Source organism: Rothia sp. HMSC069C04 (assembly GCF_001812895.1).
In the GTDB taxonomy this organism is placed as follows: Bacteria; Actinomycetota; Actinomycetes; order Actinomycetales; family Micrococcaceae; genus Rothia.
Window position 1 is genome coordinate 235568 of sequence record NZ_KV810742.1, and the last position, 21217, is coordinate 256784.

At 60.2% G+C, this 21217-nt stretch carries 16 protein-coding genes; 2 read left to right on the forward strand and 14 right to left on the reverse strand.

The window, feature by feature from the left end; all coding sequences use genetic code 11:
- Window positions 1–133 precede the first annotated feature (133 nt).
- The 12 genes from HMPREF2879_RS06090 to sdhC all read right to left on the reverse strand — a co-directional run bounded on the left by HMPREF2879_RS06090 (window position 134) and on the right by sdhC (window position 16181).
- Window positions 134–1738: a S8 family peptidase gene (locus tag HMPREF2879_RS06090; RefSeq protein ID WP_070635033.1), complete on the reverse strand. Its 1605-nt coding sequence runs from the start codon at window positions 1736–1738 to the stop codon at window positions 134–136.
- Window positions 1739–1801: 63 nt separating this feature from the next.
- Window positions 1802–2755 carry a Ppx/GppA phosphatase family protein gene (locus HMPREF2879_RS06095; RefSeq protein WP_070635034.1) on the reverse strand — a complete coding sequence of 318 codons (954 nt, stop codon included), beginning with the start codon at window positions 2753–2755 and terminating at the stop codon, window positions 1802–1804.
- A 152-nt stretch (window positions 2756–2907) separates the two neighbouring features.
- Window positions 2908–3507: a DUF501 domain-containing protein gene (locus HMPREF2879_RS06100; RefSeq protein ID WP_049341514.1), complete on the reverse strand. Its 600-nt coding sequence runs from the start codon at window positions 3505–3507 to the stop codon at window positions 2908–2910.
- A gap of 85 nt (window positions 3508–3592) precedes the next feature.
- A complete protein-coding gene (locus tag HMPREF2879_RS06105; RefSeq protein WP_070600587.1) occupies window positions 3593–4237 on the reverse strand; it encodes a septum formation initiator family protein in 645 nt (214 codons plus the stop codon).
- Between the two features lie 223 nt (window positions 4238–4460).
- On the reverse strand, window positions 4461–5741 hold the full coding sequence (gene eno / locus HMPREF2879_RS06110) for a phosphopyruvate hydratase (RefSeq protein ID WP_005506838.1): 1281 nt from the start codon (window positions 5739–5741) through the stop codon (window positions 4461–4463).
- A 371-nt stretch (window positions 5742–6112) separates the two neighbouring features.
- Window positions 6113–6859: a nucleoside triphosphate pyrophosphohydrolase gene (locus HMPREF2879_RS06115; protein ID WP_044150737.1), complete on the reverse strand. Its 747-nt coding sequence runs from the start codon at window positions 6857–6859 to the stop codon at window positions 6113–6115.
- 88 nt (window positions 6860–6947) lie between these two features.
- Window positions 6948–10886, reverse strand: coding sequence for an ornithinee aminotransferase (locus HMPREF2879_RS06120; protein WP_070635035.1), 3939 nt, complete (start codon window positions 10884–10886; stop codon window positions 6948–6950).
- A 248-nt stretch (window positions 10887–11134) separates the two neighbouring features.
- Window positions 11135–12385 carry an amidohydrolase gene (locus tag HMPREF2879_RS06125; RefSeq protein WP_005508959.1) on the reverse strand — a complete coding sequence of 417 codons (1251 nt, stop codon included), beginning with the start codon at window positions 12383–12385 and terminating at the stop codon, window positions 11135–11137.
- Window positions 12386–12628: 243 nt separating this feature from the next.
- Complete coding sequence (locus HMPREF2879_RS06130; protein WP_005508960.1) at window positions 12629–13417, reverse strand: succinate dehydrogenase iron-sulfur subunit; 789 nt, start codon at window positions 13415–13417, stop codon at window positions 12629–12631.
- Between the two features lies 1 nt (window position 13418).
- Window positions 13419–15182, reverse strand: coding sequence for a succinate dehydrogenase flavoprotein subunit (gene sdhA / locus HMPREF2879_RS06135; protein ID WP_049350037.1), 1764 nt, complete (start codon window positions 15180–15182; stop codon window positions 13419–13421).
- Between the two features lie 51 nt (window positions 15183–15233).
- Complete coding sequence (locus HMPREF2879_RS06140) at window positions 15234–15719, reverse strand: succinate dehydrogenase hydrophobic membrane anchor subunit (protein ID WP_012904082.1); 486 nt, start codon at window positions 15717–15719, stop codon at window positions 15234–15236.
- 3 nt (window positions 15720–15722) lie between these two features.
- Window positions 15723–16181 (reverse strand): succinate dehydrogenase, cytochrome b556 subunit, encoded by a 459-nt coding sequence (gene sdhC, locus HMPREF2879_RS06145; protein ID WP_005506819.1) that lies wholly within the window; start codon window positions 16179–16181, stop codon window positions 15723–15725.
- Window positions 16182–16529: 348 nt separating this feature from the next.
- On the opposite strand from sdhC, the gene HMPREF2879_RS06150 reads away from it, so the two are divergent.
- Both HMPREF2879_RS06150 and HMPREF2879_RS06155 read left to right on the forward strand, forming a co-directional pair.
- The gene (locus tag HMPREF2879_RS06150; RefSeq protein ID WP_012904083.1) at window positions 16530–17639 is read left to right on the forward strand and encodes a mannose-1-phosphate guanylyltransferase; all 1110 of its coding nucleotides are present in this window, start codon (window positions 16530–16532) and stop codon (window positions 17637–17639) included.
- A gap of 293 nt (window positions 17640–17932) precedes the next feature.
- Window positions 17933–19351, forward strand: coding sequence for a hypothetical protein (locus HMPREF2879_RS06155; protein WP_070635036.1), 1419 nt, complete (start codon window positions 17933–17935; stop codon window positions 19349–19351).
- A 104-nt stretch (window positions 19352–19455) separates the two neighbouring features.
- Here HMPREF2879_RS06155 and HMPREF2879_RS06160 read toward each other — a convergent pair whose 3' ends face one another.
- Together HMPREF2879_RS06160 and trpS are read right to left on the reverse strand one after the other, a co-directional pair.
- Window positions 19456–20034: a 2'-5' RNA ligase family protein gene (locus tag HMPREF2879_RS06160; RefSeq protein ID WP_070635037.1), complete on the reverse strand. Its 579-nt coding sequence runs from the start codon at window positions 20032–20034 to the stop codon at window positions 19456–19458.
- A 51-nt stretch (window positions 20035–20085) separates the two neighbouring features.
- Window positions 20086–21150, reverse strand: coding sequence for a tryptophan--tRNA ligase (gene trpS / locus HMPREF2879_RS06165; protein ID WP_070635038.1), 1065 nt, complete (start codon window positions 21148–21150; stop codon window positions 20086–20088).
- Window positions 21151–21217: the final 67 nt, after the last annotated feature.

The window sequence follows — 21217 nt, forward strand, 5'->3', positions numbered from 1 at the left end:
CGATATTTTCGTTTATTACTGCTTATCCTGCCAGAACCCCCAACCCAAACAATAAAGCCCGGGGCCAACTCAAAAGTCAGCCCCGGGCGAACAGAAAAGCCACTGTACAACAGAAAAACGTCATCAAACAGTACTAACGAGAGGTCCGGCGAGTACCCCGATGAGACCCCGGATGATGCGCCGCCGCACGAGCCATCCGCGCAGCCTGCCCCGCGCTCACATGCATCCTGTGCAAACGATGCACAGAACCAGCCGTAATAATCGTCAGCCACAACACCAGCGCCGCCAAAATCACCGGTGGCAACCAGCCACGATCCTCCGGAGGGCGACGCGCATCCGGCGCCGCCGCCTTCACAATGCTCTCACCCTCCTCATGGACCGGCGCAGCATCGCTAGGAGTCGGATCGCTCACCTGCCGCTTACGATGCACCGCAATCCACTCAGAAATAGAACCCAACGGATTCGCCGTCACCGTAGGCGCCGCCAAAGCCATTGCATCCTGCGGATTGAAAATACCGTAACCATACAAAGGGTCACGGCCCGTCACGCCAGCATCATCAGCCGAAGCAATCAAACGCTGAGCCAGCTGAGCCGCCGACTCCTTCGGATACTTCTGCTTCAACAACGCCGCAACACCCGTCACCAACGGAGCAGCAGCCGAAGAACCCGACCACAGCATGTACCCGTTACCCGGAGCAGCCGCAATCATATCCGTACTCGGAGCAACCACAGCAATCGAAATACCCTGAGTCGACGAGCCCTCAGAAACCTGCTTATTCCGGTCAATACCGCCCACCGTCAACACGCCAGGAATCGTCGCCGGAGCACCAACCTGCGTCAAGCCGCTACCGCGGTTACCCGCAGCCGCAACAATCAGCACGCCCTTCTGCTCCGCATAGGCAAACGCCTCATCCCAGCTCTGCGGCCAGCTCGTCTTATTCGAGCCAATCGACATGTTAATAATCTGAGCCCCGTGGTCGACTGCATAACGCACCGCCGCCGGGATCTGCTCATCAATACTCTTACCACCGGTCGTACCCATATTCAGCGAAATCGGCAGAATCTTCGCCTCGGGAGCCACACCAATCACACCGGTCGGCCTACCCGGCTGACCCGCAATCGCAGAATAGCCCTGCGTATCGTGACCGTGACCGGCAATCAGAGAAGCGACCTCCGTACCGTGCATCGGCTCAGCACCCAGGCCCTTCCAGCCGTCCTCGCTACCCACGCCCGAGGCGTCATAACCACGCAGAACATTACCCTCAAGATCCGGGTGAGTACCATCCACGCCCGTATCAATCACAGCAACCGTCACGCCCTTACCCGTAGCCTGCGACCACAAGGACGTAATACCGTACTCCTTCAGCCAATACTCACGCTGACGAACATCATCACCATTCGTAGTCGACGTGCCCTTACTCGGAGTCGCAGAAGTCTTCGGCACCGCAGTAGCCGACGGCGAAGGAGTCGCAGTCACCTCCCTCTTAGGGCTCGGAGACGCAGAAGCGGAAGGAGTCGGGTCCGTCGCCCAGGCAGCAGGCGCCAGCGGGGTCCACAACGGCAGAAGAGTCAACGCGGCACTGGCGCCCAAAGCTGCACCCTTACGGATGCGGCAAGTAGCGCCTCGGTCAGAACCAACCGAGGCGCGCACACCAAATACACGAGACGCACAGGCGAAAGACGGCGCAACAGACCAGCCGGTCAGGGGTATACCTCGCCGACGCTCAGAACGAACCATTAAAACTCCTCAAGCTGAGCCGCGCCGTGAACCACCATCGGTTCACGGCGCGAGCGCTCAAGCCTACAGCTGGGACAGCGCGATACCGTCCAGAATGTCGTGCTCGCTGACGGTCACCGAATCCACGGCACCATCAGTCATCTCATTCAGACGGGTCAGGATGCGAGCGTAAATCGTCGCGCCGGCACCAATCACATCCACCCGGCCGGGGTGCATGTAGCCGAGCTCCTCACGCTCGGCTCGGCTCAGCGAAGCCAACCAGCGGGCGGTCTTCTGAACGGTCTCTACGGAGAAGCTTTGAGCGTTAATAGCCTCAGAATCGTAGCGGTCCAGGCCCAGCGCAGCGGCAGCCACAGTGGTCGCGGTGCCAGCCACAGCCACCACGCGGCGCACATTCTGCAGGGGAACCGTCTTACGAGCCACGTCGAGAGCCTCGTCAGTATCAGCCTCAACGCGGGCAATCTGCGACTCGGTCGCCGGAGCGCTGAGCATGTGACGCTCAGTCAGGCGCACACAACCAATATTGACGCTACGGGAAGCCTTCACACCCGACTCGTCGCCGAGCACAAACTCAGTCGAACCGCCGCCCAGGTCGAACACCAGGGTGTCGCCATCGCCGTAACCGACAGCGCGCACCGCGCCTGCGAAGGACAGCGCAGCTTCCTCATCACCGCTGATGACCTCGGGCTCAATGCCCAGAATCTCGCGGATACCGTCCACGAACACCTGACGGTTACCCGCATCGCGAGTCGCACTGGTCGCCACAAAACGCACCGAATCAGCGCCGTGCTCCTTCAGCAGCTGCGCATACTCACGCGCCGCAGCGAAAGTACGGTCCAGCGCCTCCTGCGCCAGCCAGCCGGTCGCATCCACGCCCTGGCCCAGACGCACAATGCGCATCTCACGCACAACGTCCTTCAGGACAGTCTTCTCGACCCCGTCCACCACCTCAGTAGTGGAATCAGCAATCAGCAGGCGAATAGAGTTCGTACCGCAGTCAATCGCACCAACGCGCACGGTGGGTTCCTTTCAGGTCTTCAATACCAATCAGTGCCAAAGGCAACGCGAGCGCCGCAGGCGAAAAATTTTCGCTTTTCGGCGCTCTTTCTTCTATCTATTATGCGCCCGCACCGTCGCTGACGACGATGCGGGCGCACCAGAATCAATATTTAGGCTTCTTCACGCCACGCGGGGTCGCAGGAGCAGACCTCGGGGGTCCACCACTCGGCGATAGCGTCCAGGCCGCGGTCACCCATCGGGTTCACGCCGCGACCCACCGACAGAGTGTGGCCGATAACAGCGTGCAGGCACTTCACGCGGGTCGGCATACCGCCGGCAGAGATACCGTCAATCTCCGGGACCTCTTCGGTGCCGCTGATCAGGCGGATGCGCTCACGCTCAGCCAGGTAGTTCTCGTGTGCGGCAGCGTACTGTGCCGCCAAGTCGGCGTCCTCAGCCAGCGAGTCGGTCATCTCGTACATCAGGCCGCCCGCCTCCAGGCGGGAAGCCGCAGCGGTAATCACCGGATGCGCCAGGTAGAAAACGGTCGGGAAGGGGGTGCCGTTGCTCAGGCGCGGCGCGGTAGCAGCCACGAGCGGGTTACCGCACACGCAGCGTGCCGGAATCTCAATCACGTCGCGGACCTTACGGCCCAGCTGCGCGGAGAGAACGCGGATGTCCTGCTCGGTGGGGGTCAGGGTTTCAACAGTTACGCCGAAGCCGCCGGGGGTGCGTGCCTTCAGCTCTTCAATGGTGTTTTCGGTGCTCATAATCCTAAGTTTCTGGAACGAGGGGTCACCTCGTCCGCTTATGCCGGGTGCTTGCCAGGGCGGGGGTTCCTGCCGGCAGCTGGGGCTAGTTCTTCTCGAGAGAATTCCAAACCTTCGTGGTCCAGGCTTCCTCGGGGGCGTTCTTCGCATTCGCAGAAGTACCGTCCGCCTTCGTGGAGTCCTCGGTAATGCCGGTGACCACGTAGGGGGTGTCGCCGGGGTTCACATAGTAGAGGCGGCTACGTGCCTGCTGGCGAACGTAGTTGTCGTCGTTCCACCAGGTCTGCTCCGCCTTCAGCTGGGCGTTCTCCTGTTGCAACTGGGAAATGTGCGCGTTGATCTGCTTAATTTCCCGATCCTGGTCAATGTAGGTGACCACCGGGTATGCGGTACCGAGCGCAATCACGCCCACCACAACAGTAGTCAGGAAGCTACGACCGGAGAACATATGAGCCGCCACGGGGGCGTCGTATCCGCCTTCTTCACTGCCCTGCTGGGCTGCGGCGCGGCGGCGGGCGCGCTCCTCACGGCGAGCCTGCGCCTGACGTTCACGCTCGGGGTGGCGCTGGTTCAAGCCCACGCCGAAGAAAAGGGCACTAGCCTTTTTCATCAGGGAGGTGCGGGCTTCCTTAGCGGCGCCACGCGGCGCATCGGAGGCGGTAGCGCCCTGAGCGGGTGCAGTGGAACTCGTAGAGTGCGACCGGGTCTGCTGGTTTGCTCGCTGGCTCATTGCTCTATCCCTCGTTCCGTTCTGTGCCGCTAAACGCTTCCTTCATATTCTACCGGGTTCGGAGGGCTTCCCCAGCTCTATGTTGCAAGCGATACATTCTACCCTGCCACGGCATACCTGAGCTGATAGATCGCGCACAGAGAAGGAGGCGGTGCCACTCCCCTACGGGGTAGCACCGCCTCCTTGACGTCTAACCGCTCACGCGGTCGGATGCTTCAGTAACTTATGCCTTGAAGCGGGGGAATGCGGACTTGCCAGCGTAAACAGCTGCCTCGCCCAGCTCTTCCTCGATGCGCAGCAGCTGGTTGTACTTAGCAACGCGCTCGGAACGTGCGGGAGCACCGGTCTTGATCTGGCCAGCGTTGGTTGCAACAGCCAGGTCAGCGATGGTGACGTCCTCGGTCTCACCGGAACGGTGAGAAACCATGCAACGGTACTCGTGGCGCTGAGCCAGCTCCATTGCGTCCAGGGTCTCGGTCAGCGAACCAATCTGGTTCACCTTCACGAGCAGAGCGTTAGCTGCGCCCTCCTCGATACCGCGAGCCAGGCGCTCGGGGTTGGTCACGAACAGGTCGTCACCAACGATCTGGACCTTGTCACCGATCTGCTCGGTCAGGGTCTTGTAGCCCTCCCAGTCGTTCTCATCCAGGGGATCCTCGATGGAAACCAGGGGGTACTTTGCAACGAGGTCAGCGTAGTATGCGCTCATCTCAGCTGCGGACTTCTTCTGGCCCTCGAACTCGTATGCGCCGTCGTTGTAGAACTCGGAGGATGCAACGTCCAGTGCCAGTGCAACCTGCTCGCCCGGCTTGTAGCCAGCCTTCTCGATTGCCTCAACAATCAGGTCCAGTGCAGCTGCGTTGGACTCCAGGTTGGGTGCGAAGCCACCCTCGTCGCCCAGGCCGGTTGCCAGGCCGCGGTCGTGCAGCACGGACTTCAGGGAGTGGTAAACCTCAACACCTGCGCGCAGAGCGTCAGAGTAGTTGTCGAAGCCGATGGGAGCAATCATGAACTCCTGGATGTCAACGTTGGAGTCTGCGTGAGAACCACCGTTGAGGATGTTCATCATGGGGACGGGCAGAACGTGAGCGTTCGGGCCGCCGAGGTACTTGTACAGGGGCAGGTCAGCGGACTCAGCGGCAGCCTTAGCAACAGCCAGGGAGACACCCAGGATTGCGTTTGCGCCCAGCTTGCCCTTGTTGTTGGTTGCATCCAGAGCAATCATGGCTGCGTCAACAGCGCGCTGGTCGGAAGCCTCAATGCCGATGACCTCTTCAGCGATTTCTTCGATAACAGACTTCACTGCGCCCAGAACACCCTTGCCCAGGTATACGGACTTGTCGCCATCGCGGCGCTCAACAGCTTCCCACTCACCGGTGGATGCGCCCGAGGGCACAGCTGCGCGTGCGAAAGCACCGTCTTCGAGCAGAACCTCAACCTCAACGGTCGGGTTGCCACGGGAATCCAGGATCTGGCGTGCGTGAACTGCGGTAATAACAGCCATGAATTGTTCTCCTTATGAGATGTCAAGGATGTGAACGGCTCACCCGGTAGTGGACAAGTCGCGTCCCCTAAATTCTAGCAAAACTCCCACACAAACACACTAGTTGCCACCGCTTTTTTATTGCCTTAATGAAGGTTTCAATAACCCTTAGTCAGGCGCTACAAAGCGGAACAAGACCCACACTCCCCCACATTGGGAGGGTGTGGGTACTCGACCAAAGCACAACATGAGCCCAAATGCCGGGGCATGTGCCACGAGCATACTCACGGCCGCCCAACACAACCCCAAACAAACAGAAGGCGCTTTGAAATCTCTTATTCCCTCAGAGAACAGATTTCAAAGCGCCTCACAGAAGAACTCAACCAGCGTTTCTAATAGCTCGGCTCATCATGCGTATGCTGAGCAATATAGCGGCGAGTGTACGAACGCAGGGCACGCTCCGGATCCAAACCATTACGCTGTGCGCGGCTCACCAACGCAAAGAGCAACTCACCGAATTCCTCTTCAGTGTGCATATAGCGCAGGTCGTCCTCCATGCTCGTAGGCTCCGGCGGCAGAATAATACCCGCCTTACGTGCCTTCACAGCAGTCTTCTCAGCCATAGCGAGCGCCGGCAGATGCGGCGGAATACCGTCCAGCGCGCCACGGTCGCTCTTCTCCTTCTTCTTCAACGCATCCCACGCCGCCTGCTGCTCAGCTGCGGTGCGGGGCGCCTCCGAAGAGCCCTCAGACTCAGCCGTGAACACGTCCGGGTGGCGCGAACGAAGCTTCTGCACCAGGCCCTCAACCACCTGCACGATGTCGAAGCCCTGCGGGTTTGCCGCAGCAATATCGGAATGGAACACCACCTGCAGCAGCACGTCGCCCAGTTCCTCACGCAACAGCGGCATATTCGGCTCTCCACCGGTTTCTACCGCCTCGACAACCTCGTAGGCTTCCTCCACCAGGTAGCGGATTAGGGAGGCATGAGTCTGCTCAGCATCCCACGGGCAACCGCCCGGTGCACGCAGCAGCGCCATGGTTTCCACCAGGGCGCCAAAAGCTTCAGCCGCGCGGGCAGCAGTGTCCTGAACGTTCTGCGCCGCAGAAGCCTCAGGAGTATTAGGGGTATCAGTCATAACAATCTTCCTCATCGAAAAAATGACAAACATAGCACGCCGCGCCGACCCCCACACGGGGAGCCGGCGCGGCACACCTTACAAGGTTTTAGAGGTTCCAGTGCGAAAGCGCGCTCGTCATATGAGCCGGGATCTTCGAACCCAGACGCGGGAACATGCGCAGCTCCTCAACGTAACGCTCAGCATCCAGCGGACGCGGGTAGGTGACAAACGCCTGCTCATTCGCATAATCGAATGCCGCCTGAACCGGCACGCCCGGGGTGAAGGTCAGGCTCATAGCCAGCGGCGAGCCCTCGCCCTCGCTGTACGAGTCGGTCTTCAGCGCCGGGATGTCCAGCAGGGTTTCGGGAATCAGCTCGAAGGTACGGACCTGCTCCCAGAAACCGTTGCGGCGCACGTGGGTCAGGGCGTCGTAGTAGGAGCCGAGGGCACGTACACGAATCAGCACGGTGGTGGCATCCTTTGCGGTGCCGTTCTCGCCGAAGAGGTGCTCGACAACCGGCGCCAGACGCTGAGCGACCTGAGCCTCGGTCAGAACCAGGTTGCCGGCTGCCAGCTGAGTCTCCGAGGGAACCAGCGGGCTCTGCACCGCGGCGGAGGGGGTGTCCGGCTCAGCCACGATGGTGGGTAGCTGGTTGAGCTCGCTCAGCGCGGATGCCGAGATGCTGGAGGAGATACCTGCCGGGGTGCTCTCCGGCAGGGCAACCGGGGTGGTCGCCTCGGAGGCGGGTGCCGCCTCTGCTACCTCTGCTGCCGGTGCTGCCGAGGCAGTCTGATCGGTAGCCTCGGAGGCGGGTGCAACCGCTACGGGAGCCTCAGCAATCTTAGCCGCGGGGGCCACCTCAACGGTCTTGAGCTCAGCGGCCTTCTCAGCGGGCTCTTCCTGAGCGACAGGAGCCTTTACCTCGGTAGCCTTCGACTCAGATACCTTTGCTTCGGTTGCCTTCGCAGCGGCGCCGGCGGTGCCCACAGCGGCAGCTGCGGCAAGAGCACCAGCCAGGCCGGGAGCGACAGATGCGCTCTCGGAGACGGGCTCAGCGTCTTCCAGGGCAGGTGCCTCAGCGTGCGCTTCAGCGGAAGCAGCGGAGGTCTCCTGCTCAGCCAGCAGTTCAGAGTCGTCCAGGAACGCGGGCAAGGCGGGCTCTTCAGCCTTCTCTGCGACCGGCTCATCAGCAGATTCCTCAACGGGCTGGGTACGATCCAGAGTGAAGGACTCAGCAACCACGGGAGCGGCAGCCTTCTGTTCCTCGACAGCCGAAGCTTCCTCAGCGGGTGCTTCCTCAGCAACTGCGGCAGTTTCCTCAGCGGCAGGAGCTTCTTCCTCTGCATCCAGCTTCTTCTGAGCGTTGGCAACGATGGCAGCCAGGGCGGCTTCCATGTCTTCGCCAGACTCATCAAGCTCCTCAGCGGAGGTCTCAGAAGCCTCAGATGCCTCAGCGGCAGACTCTTCAGCCTGCTCAGTCTCGGGCTCTACGGTAGCCGCACCGAAGACCGGGTCGTTCTCGTAATCGTGCTCGAATTCAGCTTCAACCGGCGCAAACTCAGTCTGAGCAGGTTCGTCAGAAGCTTCGACAGATTCCTCTACGTCTTCCTTCTCCTGTGCGGAGGCGACAGCGGCACCAGCCGCTACGGTACCGGCCGCAGCAAGACCGGCGGCAGGCAGCAGACCCGAAGAGGTACCCTCTTCAGCAGCCTCAACGACAGGCTCTTCAGTGGATTCAACAGCGGCCTCAGCCTCGTTAGCCGCCTGCTTCTGAGCAAGCTCAGCCTCCAGCTCACGCTCGATAGCCTCACGCTCAGCCTCAACCGAGTCAGCACGCTGAACAGCAGCTTCCTGAGTCTCCTCCTGCGAAGTAGCCTCAGCAGCCTCAGCGGTTGCAACGGGCTTAGCCTCGACAGCGGTGCCCTCCAGCAGGAAGCTCTCACGGGTGGTCTGGCCGTCCGCCATACCCAGGTAGGATGCGTGAACCTCCAGGCCGTCACCTAGACGCGGGTTCAGAGAGACCGCCGCGCGGTTCCAGGTTGCGCCGGCCTGCTGAGCCTCGGTGTACAGTGCCGCCACGGGTGCGAACCAGTCAATGCCGGGCACAACAATGCCGGTTTCGACCTCGCGACCGCGGTGCAGCAGACGGTAGTGCATATCCTCATCCACCTGGCGCAGTTCCAGGCTCATGGTGCCCGAACCGCGGGTGCGCATGAGCTCCGCCAGGCCATAGAGGGCACGCTGCTTGGGGAGAGCGGGCAGGGTCGCTGCGCCCTCTGCGGGCTCGCTCAGGATGATGGATTCAGCAACCAGCTCTGCCTCGTCTTCGCTGAGCTTCTGCTCAGCTTCCTTCAACTCTGCAGCGGGCTCCTGAGCGGACTCTTCACGAGCGGAAGCCTCCTGCTTCTCGGCTTCCTTCTTATCGATGGCCTCTGCGGTCAGAGCGACCCCCTGAGAGGTACCCTTTTCTGCCTTCTCCTCAGCCTTATCAGCCTTTGCGGCGGAGGCAACAGCAGCGGCAGCAGCCACGGGTGCAGCAACAGCGGCAAGAGCAGGAGCTACAGAGGAGCTCTCGACGGGCTCGTCGTCCTCAGAACCGGAGCCTTCAGCCGCGGAGTCCTCAATCTTGGTAGCAGGCTCTTCCGTAGCGGTTTCTTCCGCGGTGCTGTCCTCAACAGCGCTTTCTTCAACAGCGGAAGTGTCAAAGATCAGCTCTGCGGTGTTCTCTTCTTCAGCGTCGAAGTCCTCAGCCTCGAGCGATTCAGAGACGGACGCTTCGTGCTTCTCCTCAACGGATACAGCGGAGAGCAACTCGGTCTCATCAGAGACCGCGTCTTCTTCCTCAGTAAGTTCAGATGCCAGCAGTTCAGGTGCCTCAACGACAGCCTCAATCGGCTCTTCCTCACCAGCGGCAACAGGCTCTGCAGCCTCTTCTACGCCTGCGGTAAGGTCAATGGTCTCCTCGGATTCGAAGTCTTCAGTAGCATCAGCAACAGGTGCGGGTGCCTCAGAGGCCTCAGCGTCTTCGACAGATTCAGCAGCTTCAGTGGACTCGGGTGCCTCAGCGGACTCTGCTTCCTCAGCAACTACCTCATCAGCGGGAGCTTCTTCAGCGATTACCTCATCGGAGGCGACCTCGCCGAAAGTCTCCTCTTCGCTATCGAGGGTGATGCCCAGGCGAGCAGCGTAGGCTGCCGCCAGGTCGTCCAGGCCGGCGTTCTGTGCCTCGGTGACAGCGGCGCGGGTGCGGGCAGTCTTCAGGTCTTCTGCGGTCAGGGAGTCTTCAGCACCTGCAGATACGTCCTCAGCTGCAGATGCAGAATGAGCGTTCTCAGACTTGTTCTCAGTAGCTTCTACAACAGCGTCAGCAACCTCAAGCTCTTCGCCACCCTCTGCCTCGTCTGCAGCCGCTTCAGCGACCTCAGCGGCAGTATCTTCGACATTCTGGGCACGCAGAGCACGTAGGTGCTCTTCAAACTGGGAACGTGCATCCGCTGCGACGTCCTTAGGCTCCTGCGCCTCGATAGATGCGTCCTCAGCTTCGGACTCTTCATCATCGCGCAGGAACGCGGGGGTAGCGGGCTGAGCAGCCTCAGCAACCGGGGCGACTTCTTCTTTAACGTCCTGGTCCTCAGTATTCTGCTCGACCTCAACAGGCTCCTCAGATTCCTGCGGGAAAGCACCAAGCGCAGCCAGCAGGCTACGACGCTCCTGCTCCTCCGCCTGTTCCTCGGTCAGCTCCTCAGCAGCGGAAGATTCTTCAACCTTCTCATCGCCGTGCAGGAGGGCACGCTTGAGATCCTCAACAGCGCGGTGCTCTTCATTCTGCTCTTCGTCGTGGTTCTGGTGGCGTGCGCTTTCAGACTTCACGAAGCGGCGCAGGGAGTCCTCCCACTGCTGCTGTTCCATAATCTTTTCGCTCAGTCGCGCGCTCTTAGGAGCGTCTTCGCTTGCCTGTTCTTTCTGAGCCTTAGCGGTTTCGGCGCTCTGTTCTTCGCGCGACTGTTCATCCAACTTCTTCTTGCCGATTCCAAAGAAGCTCATTGGGTGTCCTCCTCCGGCGTGCGCCGTGTGATGGTGCGCCATCTCCTTCAACCCCCGCAGGTGTGTGGGCACGGAGTCGGGAACATGACGCAGATGTCCTCATAATCCTTTTAATTCTATCGTGTGCATAGAGTTTCACCCCGCTACTCGGTGAGAGGTAACGGGGTGAAACTTGTACAGTTTTCAAGGCTTGATGCGGCTATATAGTCGTACTTTCAAGCCTGACTTATAAGCTTTCGAGAAGCTCTTTAGCGTGCCTCATCGCGGATGGGGTTCGCAGCCTTCGCAGCCTTCGCCAGTTCAAAGCGGACGGCGCGCAAGGCGGTTGCCGCCATGACGCGCACACCAATGCCGATTGCCTGCTCGCTCGGGGCGTAATCGCCCTGATGCAGATCATAGGTGGGGTCGCCGGGGGCACGGGTACCCAGGCGGAACATGGAACCGGGAACTTCCTGCAGCATCCACGCGAAGTCTTCGCCACCCATGGACTGCTCGACCAGCACGATGGAGTCCTCGCCCAGCTCGGCGCGGGCTGCGTTCTCGAGCATGGTGGTTTCCAGATCGGTGTTCACGACCGGGGGTACGCCGCGGATGTGCTCCACCCGCGCCTTCACACCGAAGGGTACAGCGACCTGCTCGATCACTTCGTCCAGCAGGTTGCCTGCCTGGCGCCAAACCTCAACGTCCAGGCAACGCATGGTACCCGCCAGGTAGCCCTCGGCGGGAATAGCGTTGGGGGCAACGCCAGCACTGACCTGGCCCCATGCCACCAGCACACCCGAACGAACGTCAGTGCGGCGGGTCAGCACGGCGGGAACCTGCACAGCAATCTGGCTCATGGCGTAGATGAGGTCTTCGGTCAGGTGCGGGCGAGAAGTGTGGCCGCCGTGACCGCTCAGATGAATTTTCACGGTATCCGAGGCGCTGGTAATCGCACCGATGCGGGTACCGATCTGGCCCAAGTCCACCTTCGGGTCACAGTGCAGAGCGAAAGCACGCGGAATATCCTTGAGTAGACCCTGCGAAATCATCTGCACCGCACCGCCGGGCAGCTGCTCCTCAGCGGGCTGGAAAAGAATGCGGACGCTACGGCCCAGCGGGGTCTTCTCGTTCAGCTCGTGCAGTGCCAGCGCCACACCGAGCATGACGGTCTGGTGAATATCATGGCCGCAGGCGTGCATCACGCCGGGCACGGTGGAGGCATAGGGCAGGTCGGTCTGCTCAACAATGGGCAGAGCATCAATATCGGCACGCAGAGCCACGGCGAAGGGACCGCTTCCGATATCGACGTAGCAGCCGGTGCCTTCGCAAGCAACAGGATTCATGCCGGCTTCTCGCAGTCGGTTCATGAGGCGCTCAGTGGTCACCACCTCGCGGAAAGAAAGCTCCGGGTTGGCGTGCACTTCGCGGCGGAACTGCACGAGGGTACCCATCATGCGCTCCACCCAGTCATCGAAGACGGGGGTGGACAAATCGTAGCGAGAATTAGCAAAAACCATACACAGTAGAATAACGCCGCCCGCCGGGGTTTACCTACCCGCCGCCCCTTTCTGACAGCCCTCGAGAATATCTATGACTTTATGACAGATTGTGAAGAGTTTTTGTGCGCGCCCGAGCCCCCGAAAAATGCTCTGGGCCATCATTTCCATCAGACTTTTTCTGTCAAACAATTCAAGCCGCCACCCGGTGCGGGTGACGGCTTGAATCGTCAATGCTGTATCAGCTGATACCGCATGCTCAGATTAGAGCGAGCGGCTCAGGATTGCCTGCTTCACCTCGGCAATAGCCTTGGTGATCTGGATGCCACGGGGGCAAGCCTCGGTGCAGTTGAAGGTGGTGCGGCAACGCCACACGCCTTCCTTGTCGTTGAGGATTTCCAGACGCAGGTCGCCTGCATCGTCACGCGAGTCGAAGATGAAGCGGTGTGCGTTCACGATAGCGGAGGGGCCGAAGTACTGGCCGTCGGTCCAGAAGACCGGGCAAGACGAGGTACATGCTGCACAGAGGATGCACTTGGTGGTGTCATCGAAACGTGCACGGTCCTCAATGGTCTGCAGACGCTCACGCTCAGGCTCGTTCGAGTCGTTGATGAAGAACGGCATGATTTCACGGTATGCCTGGAAGAAGGGCTCCATGTCAACGATGAGGTCCTTCTCGCAGGGCAGACCCTTGATGGGCTCAACGGTAATCGGCTTGGTCAGGTCAAGGTCCTTCAGCAGGGTCTTGCAAGCCAGGCGGTTACGGCCGTTGATGCGCATCGCGTCCGAGCCGCAGATGCCGTGTGCGCAGGAGCGGCGGAAGGAGACGGAGCCGTCTACTTCCCACTTAATCTTGTGCAGAGCGTCGAGCACGCGGTCGGTGCGGTACATGGTCAGCGGGAATTCGTCCCAGTACGCCTCGGAGGAAACTTCCGGGTTGTAGCGACGAATCTTGATGACCACATCGTACGTGGGGATGGAGTCGGAGTCGCCGCCGGTCATACCCTCAAACAGCTTGACGGATTCCGGTTCGGGGAGTTCGTTTTCAGCCATTTTAGTACTTACGCTCCTTCGGCTCGTAGCGGGTGTAGACAACGGGCTTGGTTTCGAATCGCAGGCCCTTGACACCCTCAAACTCGGATTCGGGGTCGAGGTAGACCATCGAGTGCTTCATGAAGTTGACATCGTCACGCTTGGGGAAGTCCTCGCGGTAGTGACCACCACGGGATTCCTTACGGTGCAGCGCGCCAACGGACATGACCTTTGCCAGCTCAATCAGGAAGCCAAGCTCAACAGCCTCAAGCAGGTCGAGGTTGAAGCGCTTGCCCTTGTCCTGGATGGAGATGTTCTTGTAACGCTCTTCCAATTCAGCGATGGTTGCCAGTGCTGCGCGGATGGTCTCGTCGGTACGGAACACCTGCATGTCAGCTTCCATAGCCTTCTGCAGGTCTGCGCGGATAGCGCCGACCTTCTCGGTGCCCTTGCCTTCGAGGATGCCGTTGAGCATGTTGAGAACGCGATCTGCTGCGTCGTCCGGAACCGGTACGAACTCAGCGGATGCTGCGTACTCTGCTGCCTTGCGGCCTGCACGCTTACCGAACACGTTGATGTCCAGCAGGGAGTTGGTGCCCAGACGGTTTGCACCGTGGACGGACACACAAGCAACCTCACCAGCTGCGTAGAGGCCGGGGATGGTCTCTTCGCTGTTGCGGTAAACCTCGGTCTCGTTGTTGGTGGGGATACCGCCCATTGCGTAGTGCGCGGTGGGGAACACCGGGATGGGCTGGTGGTGCGGTTCCACTGCCAGGTAGGTACGAGCGAACTCGGTGATGTCCGGCAGCTTCTCGTCGATGTGCGAGGGCTCCAGGTGGGTCAGGTCCAGCAGCACGTAGTCCTTGTGGGGACCGCAGCCGCGGCCTTCGCGCACCTCGTTTGCCATTGCACGTGCCACGATATCGCGGGGTGCGAGGTCCTTAATGGTGGGTGCGTAGCGCTCCATGAAGCGCTCACCGTCAGCGTTACGGAGAATACCGCCTTCACCACGAGCACCCTCGGTGACGAGAATGCCCAGGCCAGCCAGGCCGGTCGGGTGGAACTGAACGAATTCCATGTCCTCCAGGGGCAGGCCTGCACGCAGTGCGATGGCCATGCCGTCGCCGGTGAGGGTGTGGGCGTTGGAGGTGGTCTTGAAGATCTTGCCGCAACCGCCGGATGCGAAGATCACGGACTTAGCCTGGAAAACGTGGACCTCACCGGTTGCCAGGTCGTAGGAGACGACACCGGCGGGGCGGGGCTTGCCCTCTTCGTCCTTGACCAGAATCAGGTCGAGCACGTAGAACTCGTTGTAGAACTCCACATTGTGGCGAACGCAGTTCTGGTAGAGGGTCTGCAGAATCATGTGGCCGGTACGGTCAGCTGCGTAGCATGCGCGGCGCACAGCAGCCTTACCGTGGTCACGGGTGTGACCGCCGAAGCGGCGCTGGTCAATGCGGCCTTCGGGGGTTCGGTTGAAGGGAAGGCCCATCTTTTCCAGGTCGAGCACAGCGTCAATAGCTTCCTTAGCCATGATTTCTGCTGCGTCCTGGTCAACCAGGTAGTCGCCACCCTTGACGGTGTCAAAGGTGTGCCACTCCCAGTTGTCCTCTTCAACGTTAGCCAGAGCGGCGCACATGCCACCCTGTGCTGCGCCGGTGTGGGAGCGGGTGGGGTATAGCTTGGTCAGTACCGCGGTGCGAACTCGCTGGCCGGCCTCAATGGCGGCACGCATACCTGCGCCACCGGCACCGACGATCACTACATCGTACTTATGTACCTGCATGATGTTCTTTCTGTGTTTTAGATGTTTTCGTTTGTCTCGGATACGTCGCCGTTAGCGTGCCGAGCAGAAGCTGGGAAGCAGATTAGCCGCTGCGCCCGAGGGGCAGGGGTCGAATGCGAAGATGGTGAGGGTACCAACCAGCAGGACGAATGCGCATGCTGCGAAGAGGATGACCTTCAGCCAAATACGCAGGCGGTCCTTCTCAGCGTAGTCATCGATGATGACGCGGATACCGTTAGCACCGTGCAGCATAGCCAGCCAGAGCAGCAGCAGATCCCAGACCTGCCAGAAGGGGTTCGCCCACTTGCCGCCCACGAAGCCGAAGTCGATGGCGTGGATGCCGTCGCCGACCATGAGGTTGGAGAACAGGTGACCGAAAATCAGCACGACGAGTACGACGCCGGACAGGCGCATACCCAGCCAAGCGAACATCTCAAAGTTGTTGCGCTTGGAGGAGGAGCGGTTGTACTTCACACCGTCGATGCGGTTGTCACGCAGACGGGGTACATAGGTGCGGGGCTTAAGCGGAGTAGCCATAGTTTAGTGACCTCCCATGTGCGAGAAAACGATCGGCAGGTGACGTGCGGCGAAGCCAGCAACGGTGATTGCCCAGAGGAAAAGCACAACCCAGAGAATCTTGATGTGCGTGTAGGTTGCCTTCTGGCTGATTTCGACGTTGCCGTCCTTGTTCTTCGCCTGAATGTGCTCCACGTGCGAGTTGGTTGCCTTACCCCAGAAGTCAATGAGGATAATGCGAATACCGTTGAACGCGTGGTAGACGATGGCGGCGACAAGCGCGGTCTCACCCAGACCCATGATGGGGTTCTTGTACAGGCTCAGTACGCCATTGTAGGCCTCCGGGGAGATACGCACGACGGCAGTATCCAGGATGTGTACAAGAAGGAAGAAGAAAATCGCGATACCGGTAATGCGATGAGCAACCCAGGACCACATGCCCCAGCGGCCGCGGTAGAGGGTTCCTTTAGAACCATTCAACACTGAATAACCTCCTGCTGCGACGGCGAGCGTCTGGGTTCTGGTACCGCATTTTTAGGCTCCAGCTTCCAGGCACAGCTGTGTGCTCACCGACTGCTTTTTGTTCGTCTGTTACTTCCAAGATATCAGGTAAATTCACAGCTTACTGACACCCTGTTTAGGGTTTTTTTACAGGTTCTAAAAGGGAATTAGAGCATGTTTTTATTGCGATATCGCCTACTTCCCTGTGTTTGTGCGGGACTTACCTTAACCTAACCTCAAACATCGCCTAAATGAGAGCCATCTGACACTTTTTGTTTAAACCCTAAAAGAATTCGATATATGACAAATTGACCCGCTATTCTTGAAGCGATGAATACTGCACTCACTCGATTCCGCCCGCTTATTCCCGCCGGCGGTGTTGGCTCGCGTTTGTGGCCTCTATCCCGCGCGCACGCCCCGAAGTTCCTGCTCGACCTCACCTCGTCGGGCAATTCCTTGTTGCGTGACACCTACGACCGTCTCATCGATCTCAGCAACGGTTCCGTCATGGTGGTTACCGGTACTTCGCACGCCAATGCGGTCACCCAGCAGATTCCTGAACTGCGTGCCGCTGACCTGGTACTGGAGCCCTCCCCCAAGGATTCGGCTGCAGCTATCGGCCTGGCTTGCGCTATCATCCACCGCCGCGAACCGGACGCCATCATTGGCTCCTTCGCAGCTGACCACGTGATCAGCCCCGTGGATGAATTCCACCGTGTGGTGACCGAAGCTGTCATCACCGCGGCAACCGGCAAGATTGTCACCATCGGTATTACCCCCACCGAGCCCTCCAGCGCGTTTGGCTACATCCACGCCAGCGAGTCCCTGGGTATTGAGGACGCCCCCAACGCTCAGGCTGTGGACACCTTCGTGGAGAAGCCCGATGCCGCTACCGCACAGAAGTACCTGGACTCCGGTGAGTACACCTGGAACGCAGGCATGTTCGTGGCACCGGCGGCTCTGATGCTCAAGCACCTCGAGGCGAACGAGCCCGAGCTGTACGCGGGCATCATGGAAATTGCTAACGCTTGGGACACCCCCGAGCGTGAGGCTGTTATGGACCGCGTCTGGGAGACCCTGCCCAAGACCGCTATCGACTACGCTGTGGCTGAGCCCGCTGCGGCAGCGGGCGACGTTGCAATGGTTCCCGGTTCCTTCAGCTGGGACGATGTGGGAGACTTCGACGCTGTGGCACGCCTGAACACCGAGAAGAGCGGCGAAGAGCTGACCATTCTCGGCGAGAAGGATAACGTTATCAACCACGGTTGTTCCGGCATTATTGTCGCGAATACCGACCGCAAGATCTCTATCCTTGGCCTCGACGATATCGTTGTGGTGGACACCCCCGACGCCCTGTTGGTCGCTCCGCGCTCCAAGGCACAGGCTGTCAAGGATGCAGTGGGTGAGGTCAAGGCGCGAGGCCTGAACAACCTCCTCTAAGTTTTTAGCCCTAAATGTTTAGCTCCGAGTAGGCGCTTGAACCCTACTCGAGCAAAAGACACTTCTAGAAACCGGCTCTCTTCTTTTCGGAAGGGAGCCGGTTTTTTATGCCCTGATGAGCCATTTCGCGAGTCGATTCAAGGCTTTCACCTAGTGGGGGCACAAAAGGACACTTCCTTCGGCTGGGCAGGGGCAGAATACCTTACACACCCCGCGCAGATTGCACTTCCAGACTCTGATACGAGCCAAGGATCAACCACTATAGAGAACCATTCTCATGTTAATCTTGGTACATGCACATGACCCGTAAGTTTTTCCTCACCCGCGCCGGCGCACTCGGCGCAGTAGCCACCCTCGCCCTGACCGCATGCGGTGCCCAGAACGCCCAGACCAGCCAGAACACGCAGACCAGCCCCAGCGCTTCCACCTCCGCGAGCGCAACCCCCGCCCCCATCACCGAAGGCAAGGGCGCGGCAAGCCGCGTCGCCATCACCTACGACGGTGGCGTGCTCGTTTACGATGCCAAGGACATGAAGTTGCTCGCAGACATCCCCAAGGAAGGCTTCCTGCGCCTCTCCGACGCTGGCGATAACCGCCACCTCGTCGTTGCAGACGGCAACAGCTACACCTTCCTGGACACCGGCGTATGGTCCGTAGCGCACGGCGACCACTCGCACTACTACACCACTTCCCCGTCGCTGTCCTCGCTGTCTCTTGCAGCTGACCACACCGGTCACGTCATCAAGGACAACGGCAAGGTCGCGGCATTCGCTGACGGCACCGGCTCCTTCGCCGTGTACGACCCGGCGAAGCTGACCCACGACAAGCGCACCGCTTCCTCCCTGGAGACCACCACCGTCACCCTGCCGAAGCCTCACCACGGCTTCGCAATCCCGCTGCCCAATGACCAGTACCTGGTAGCGGTCGGCGACTCGAAGACCCGCACCGGCGCCGCTGTTGTGGATGCGCAGGGCAAGACCGTCACCGAGAGCCCCGCCTGCCCCGGCGTTCACGGTGAAGCCATCGCTAAGGACGGCGCGTTCTCCATCGGCTGCACCGACGGCGCGCTGGTCTACAAGGACGGCAAGTTCACCAAGATCACCAACCCCGAGGACCCGTACTCGCGCTCGGGTAACCAGGCCGGTAAGGCTGACTCCCAGTACGTTCTGGCGGACTACAAGACCGACAAGGACGCTAAGCTGGAGCGCCCCGAGAAGTTCTCCATTATCGACACCGTTGCGGCAACCCGCACCGTCTACTCCCTGCCTTCTGGCGTGAGCTACACCTTCCGTTCGCTGGCTCGCGGTCCCCAGGGTGAGGCGCTGCTGCTGACCACCGACGGTAAGCTGCGCGTCTTCGATCCGGCAACCGGCACTGAGCTGGGATCCGTACAGCTAATGGAGGCGTGGACCGAGTCTGAGACGTGGCAGGATGAGCGTCCGGCACTGTGGGTGGACGGTAAGACCGCCTACGTGACCGACCCGGCGACCAAGAAGCTCATTGCGGTATCTCTGTCGAACCCGGCAGCGCCGAAGGAGCTGATGAGCGTGGAGCTTCCGAAGACCCCGAACGAGATTCTGGGTGTCTCTTCCTCGAACGCTGCACCGGTTGAGGCTGAGGCACACGGCGCTGAAGCGCACGGCTCTGCTTCCTCCTCGGCTTCCGCTGATGCGCACGAGTCTGGCGAGGCTCACGAGGGCCACTCCCACTAGGGATCTCACGCTGAGATAAACCTAGTGAAAGCATAAAGAGAGATGCGACCGATAACCTATCGGTCGCATCTCTCTTTATGTTTTCCAGGTTGATACGCCTGCTCCTAACGCAACGGCAGAACGCTAATCTCTTCCCAGTCCTGCCCGTCATAGGAGTAGCAGTGCAGGTGATCCACGGTGAAGGTGCGCTGCTCGGCGGGCAGAGCATCAAACACCTCACGGGCGTTCGCCACCTGCTCTTCCGTGAGCCCGTGACCCAGGGTCACGTGCGGCACGTAGGGGAAGGACGCCGCGCCGGCACCGAATAGCTCAACCAGCTTCTGGTGAATCTGCTCAAACTCGGTCTTGCCCGCCTCCAGGTTCAGGTACTCCACCTCGGTGACCGGGCGGAAGGAGTGCACCGAACCCCAGCGCGCCTCAAAACGCGGCGTGTCCAGCGCCTCGCGGAGCTGCGGGGACTGCACCTCAGCCATTAGAGACTCGTTCAGCTCCGTCAGGTACACGGTCACGTGGGTGCTGATAGGCGCCACCGCACCACCGGCTACCGCGCGCTTCCACTCTTCCAGGCGCTGAACATTCTCACCGCTCACGTGCGCAATAACGCTCAGGTAGCGGCGACCGGGTTTCAGGGTCGGGGATACAGGAGCCGTCGTGGGGCTCGAAGAGTTCTCTTGTGCTGTCATCTCAATCGTGCAGGTAATGCGGCGTCTCAGCCGGACTGGCTGAACAGCGCGCTAGATTGCTGCGGCAGGCAGGAAGCCAACCTTCTTGTACACGTTCTCAATGGTGACCGTAGCGATCTCGCGGGCAGCGGATGCACCCACAGCCAGCAGGCGGTCCAGCTCGGCGGGGTCGTCCATCAGCTCGAGGGTACGCTCACGCACCGGGGTGAGGCGCTCCACCACGATATCGGCAAGGTCAACCTTCAGGTGGCCGTACATCTTGCCCTCGTAGCGTGCCACGATCTCGTCGATGCTCTCGCCGGTCATTGCCGAGTAGATGGAGAGCAGGTTGGAGACGCCGGGCTTAGCCTCGCGGTCGTAGGCGATGACGGAGCCGTCATCGGTCACGGCGGACTTAATCTTCTTCTGGGTTGTCTTGGGGGTGTCCAGAAGCTTAATCAGGCCCTTGTCGGTGGCTGCAGACTTGGACATCTTCGAGGTCGGGTCCTGCAGGTCGTAAATCTTAGCGGTTTCCTTCAGAATCACCGGCTCGGGCACCACGAAGGTCTCACCGAAACGGGAGTTGAAACGCTGAGCCAGGTTACGGGTCAGCTCCAGGTGCTGACGCTGGTCCTCGCCCACGGGCACGCCGTCCACCTGGTAGAGCAGGATGTCGGCAGCCATCAGAATCGGGTAGGTGAACAGACCCACGGAGGCGTTCTCGGCACCCTGCTTCTGGGACTTGTCCTTGAACTGGGTCATACGGGACGCCTCACCGAAGCCGGTGAAGCAGTTCAGAATCCACGCCAGCTGGGCGTGCTCGGGCACGTGCGACTGCACGAACAGCGGGGTGCGGGTCGGGTCGATACCGGAGGCGATGTACTGCGCCGCGGTCAGGCGGGTACGCTCACGCAGCTCCTCGGGGTTCTGAGGAACGGTGATGGCGTGCATATCCGGGATAAAGAACAGGCATTCGTTATTCGGGTCGTCCTGCAACGCCACCCAGTTGTTCACAGCACCAATGTAGTTACCCAGGTGCATCGAATCAGCCGACGGCTGCGCACCCGAGTAGATACGCGCCTTCTGCTGAGAGGCGTTAAGGATGAGGGACTTATCCTGCTTCTTTTCGTCTGCCATAGTTATTTCCTGTGCAGTTCTTCCTGTGCGGTGCTGCGGACGGTGCAGCACATCTTCAAAAACTTAT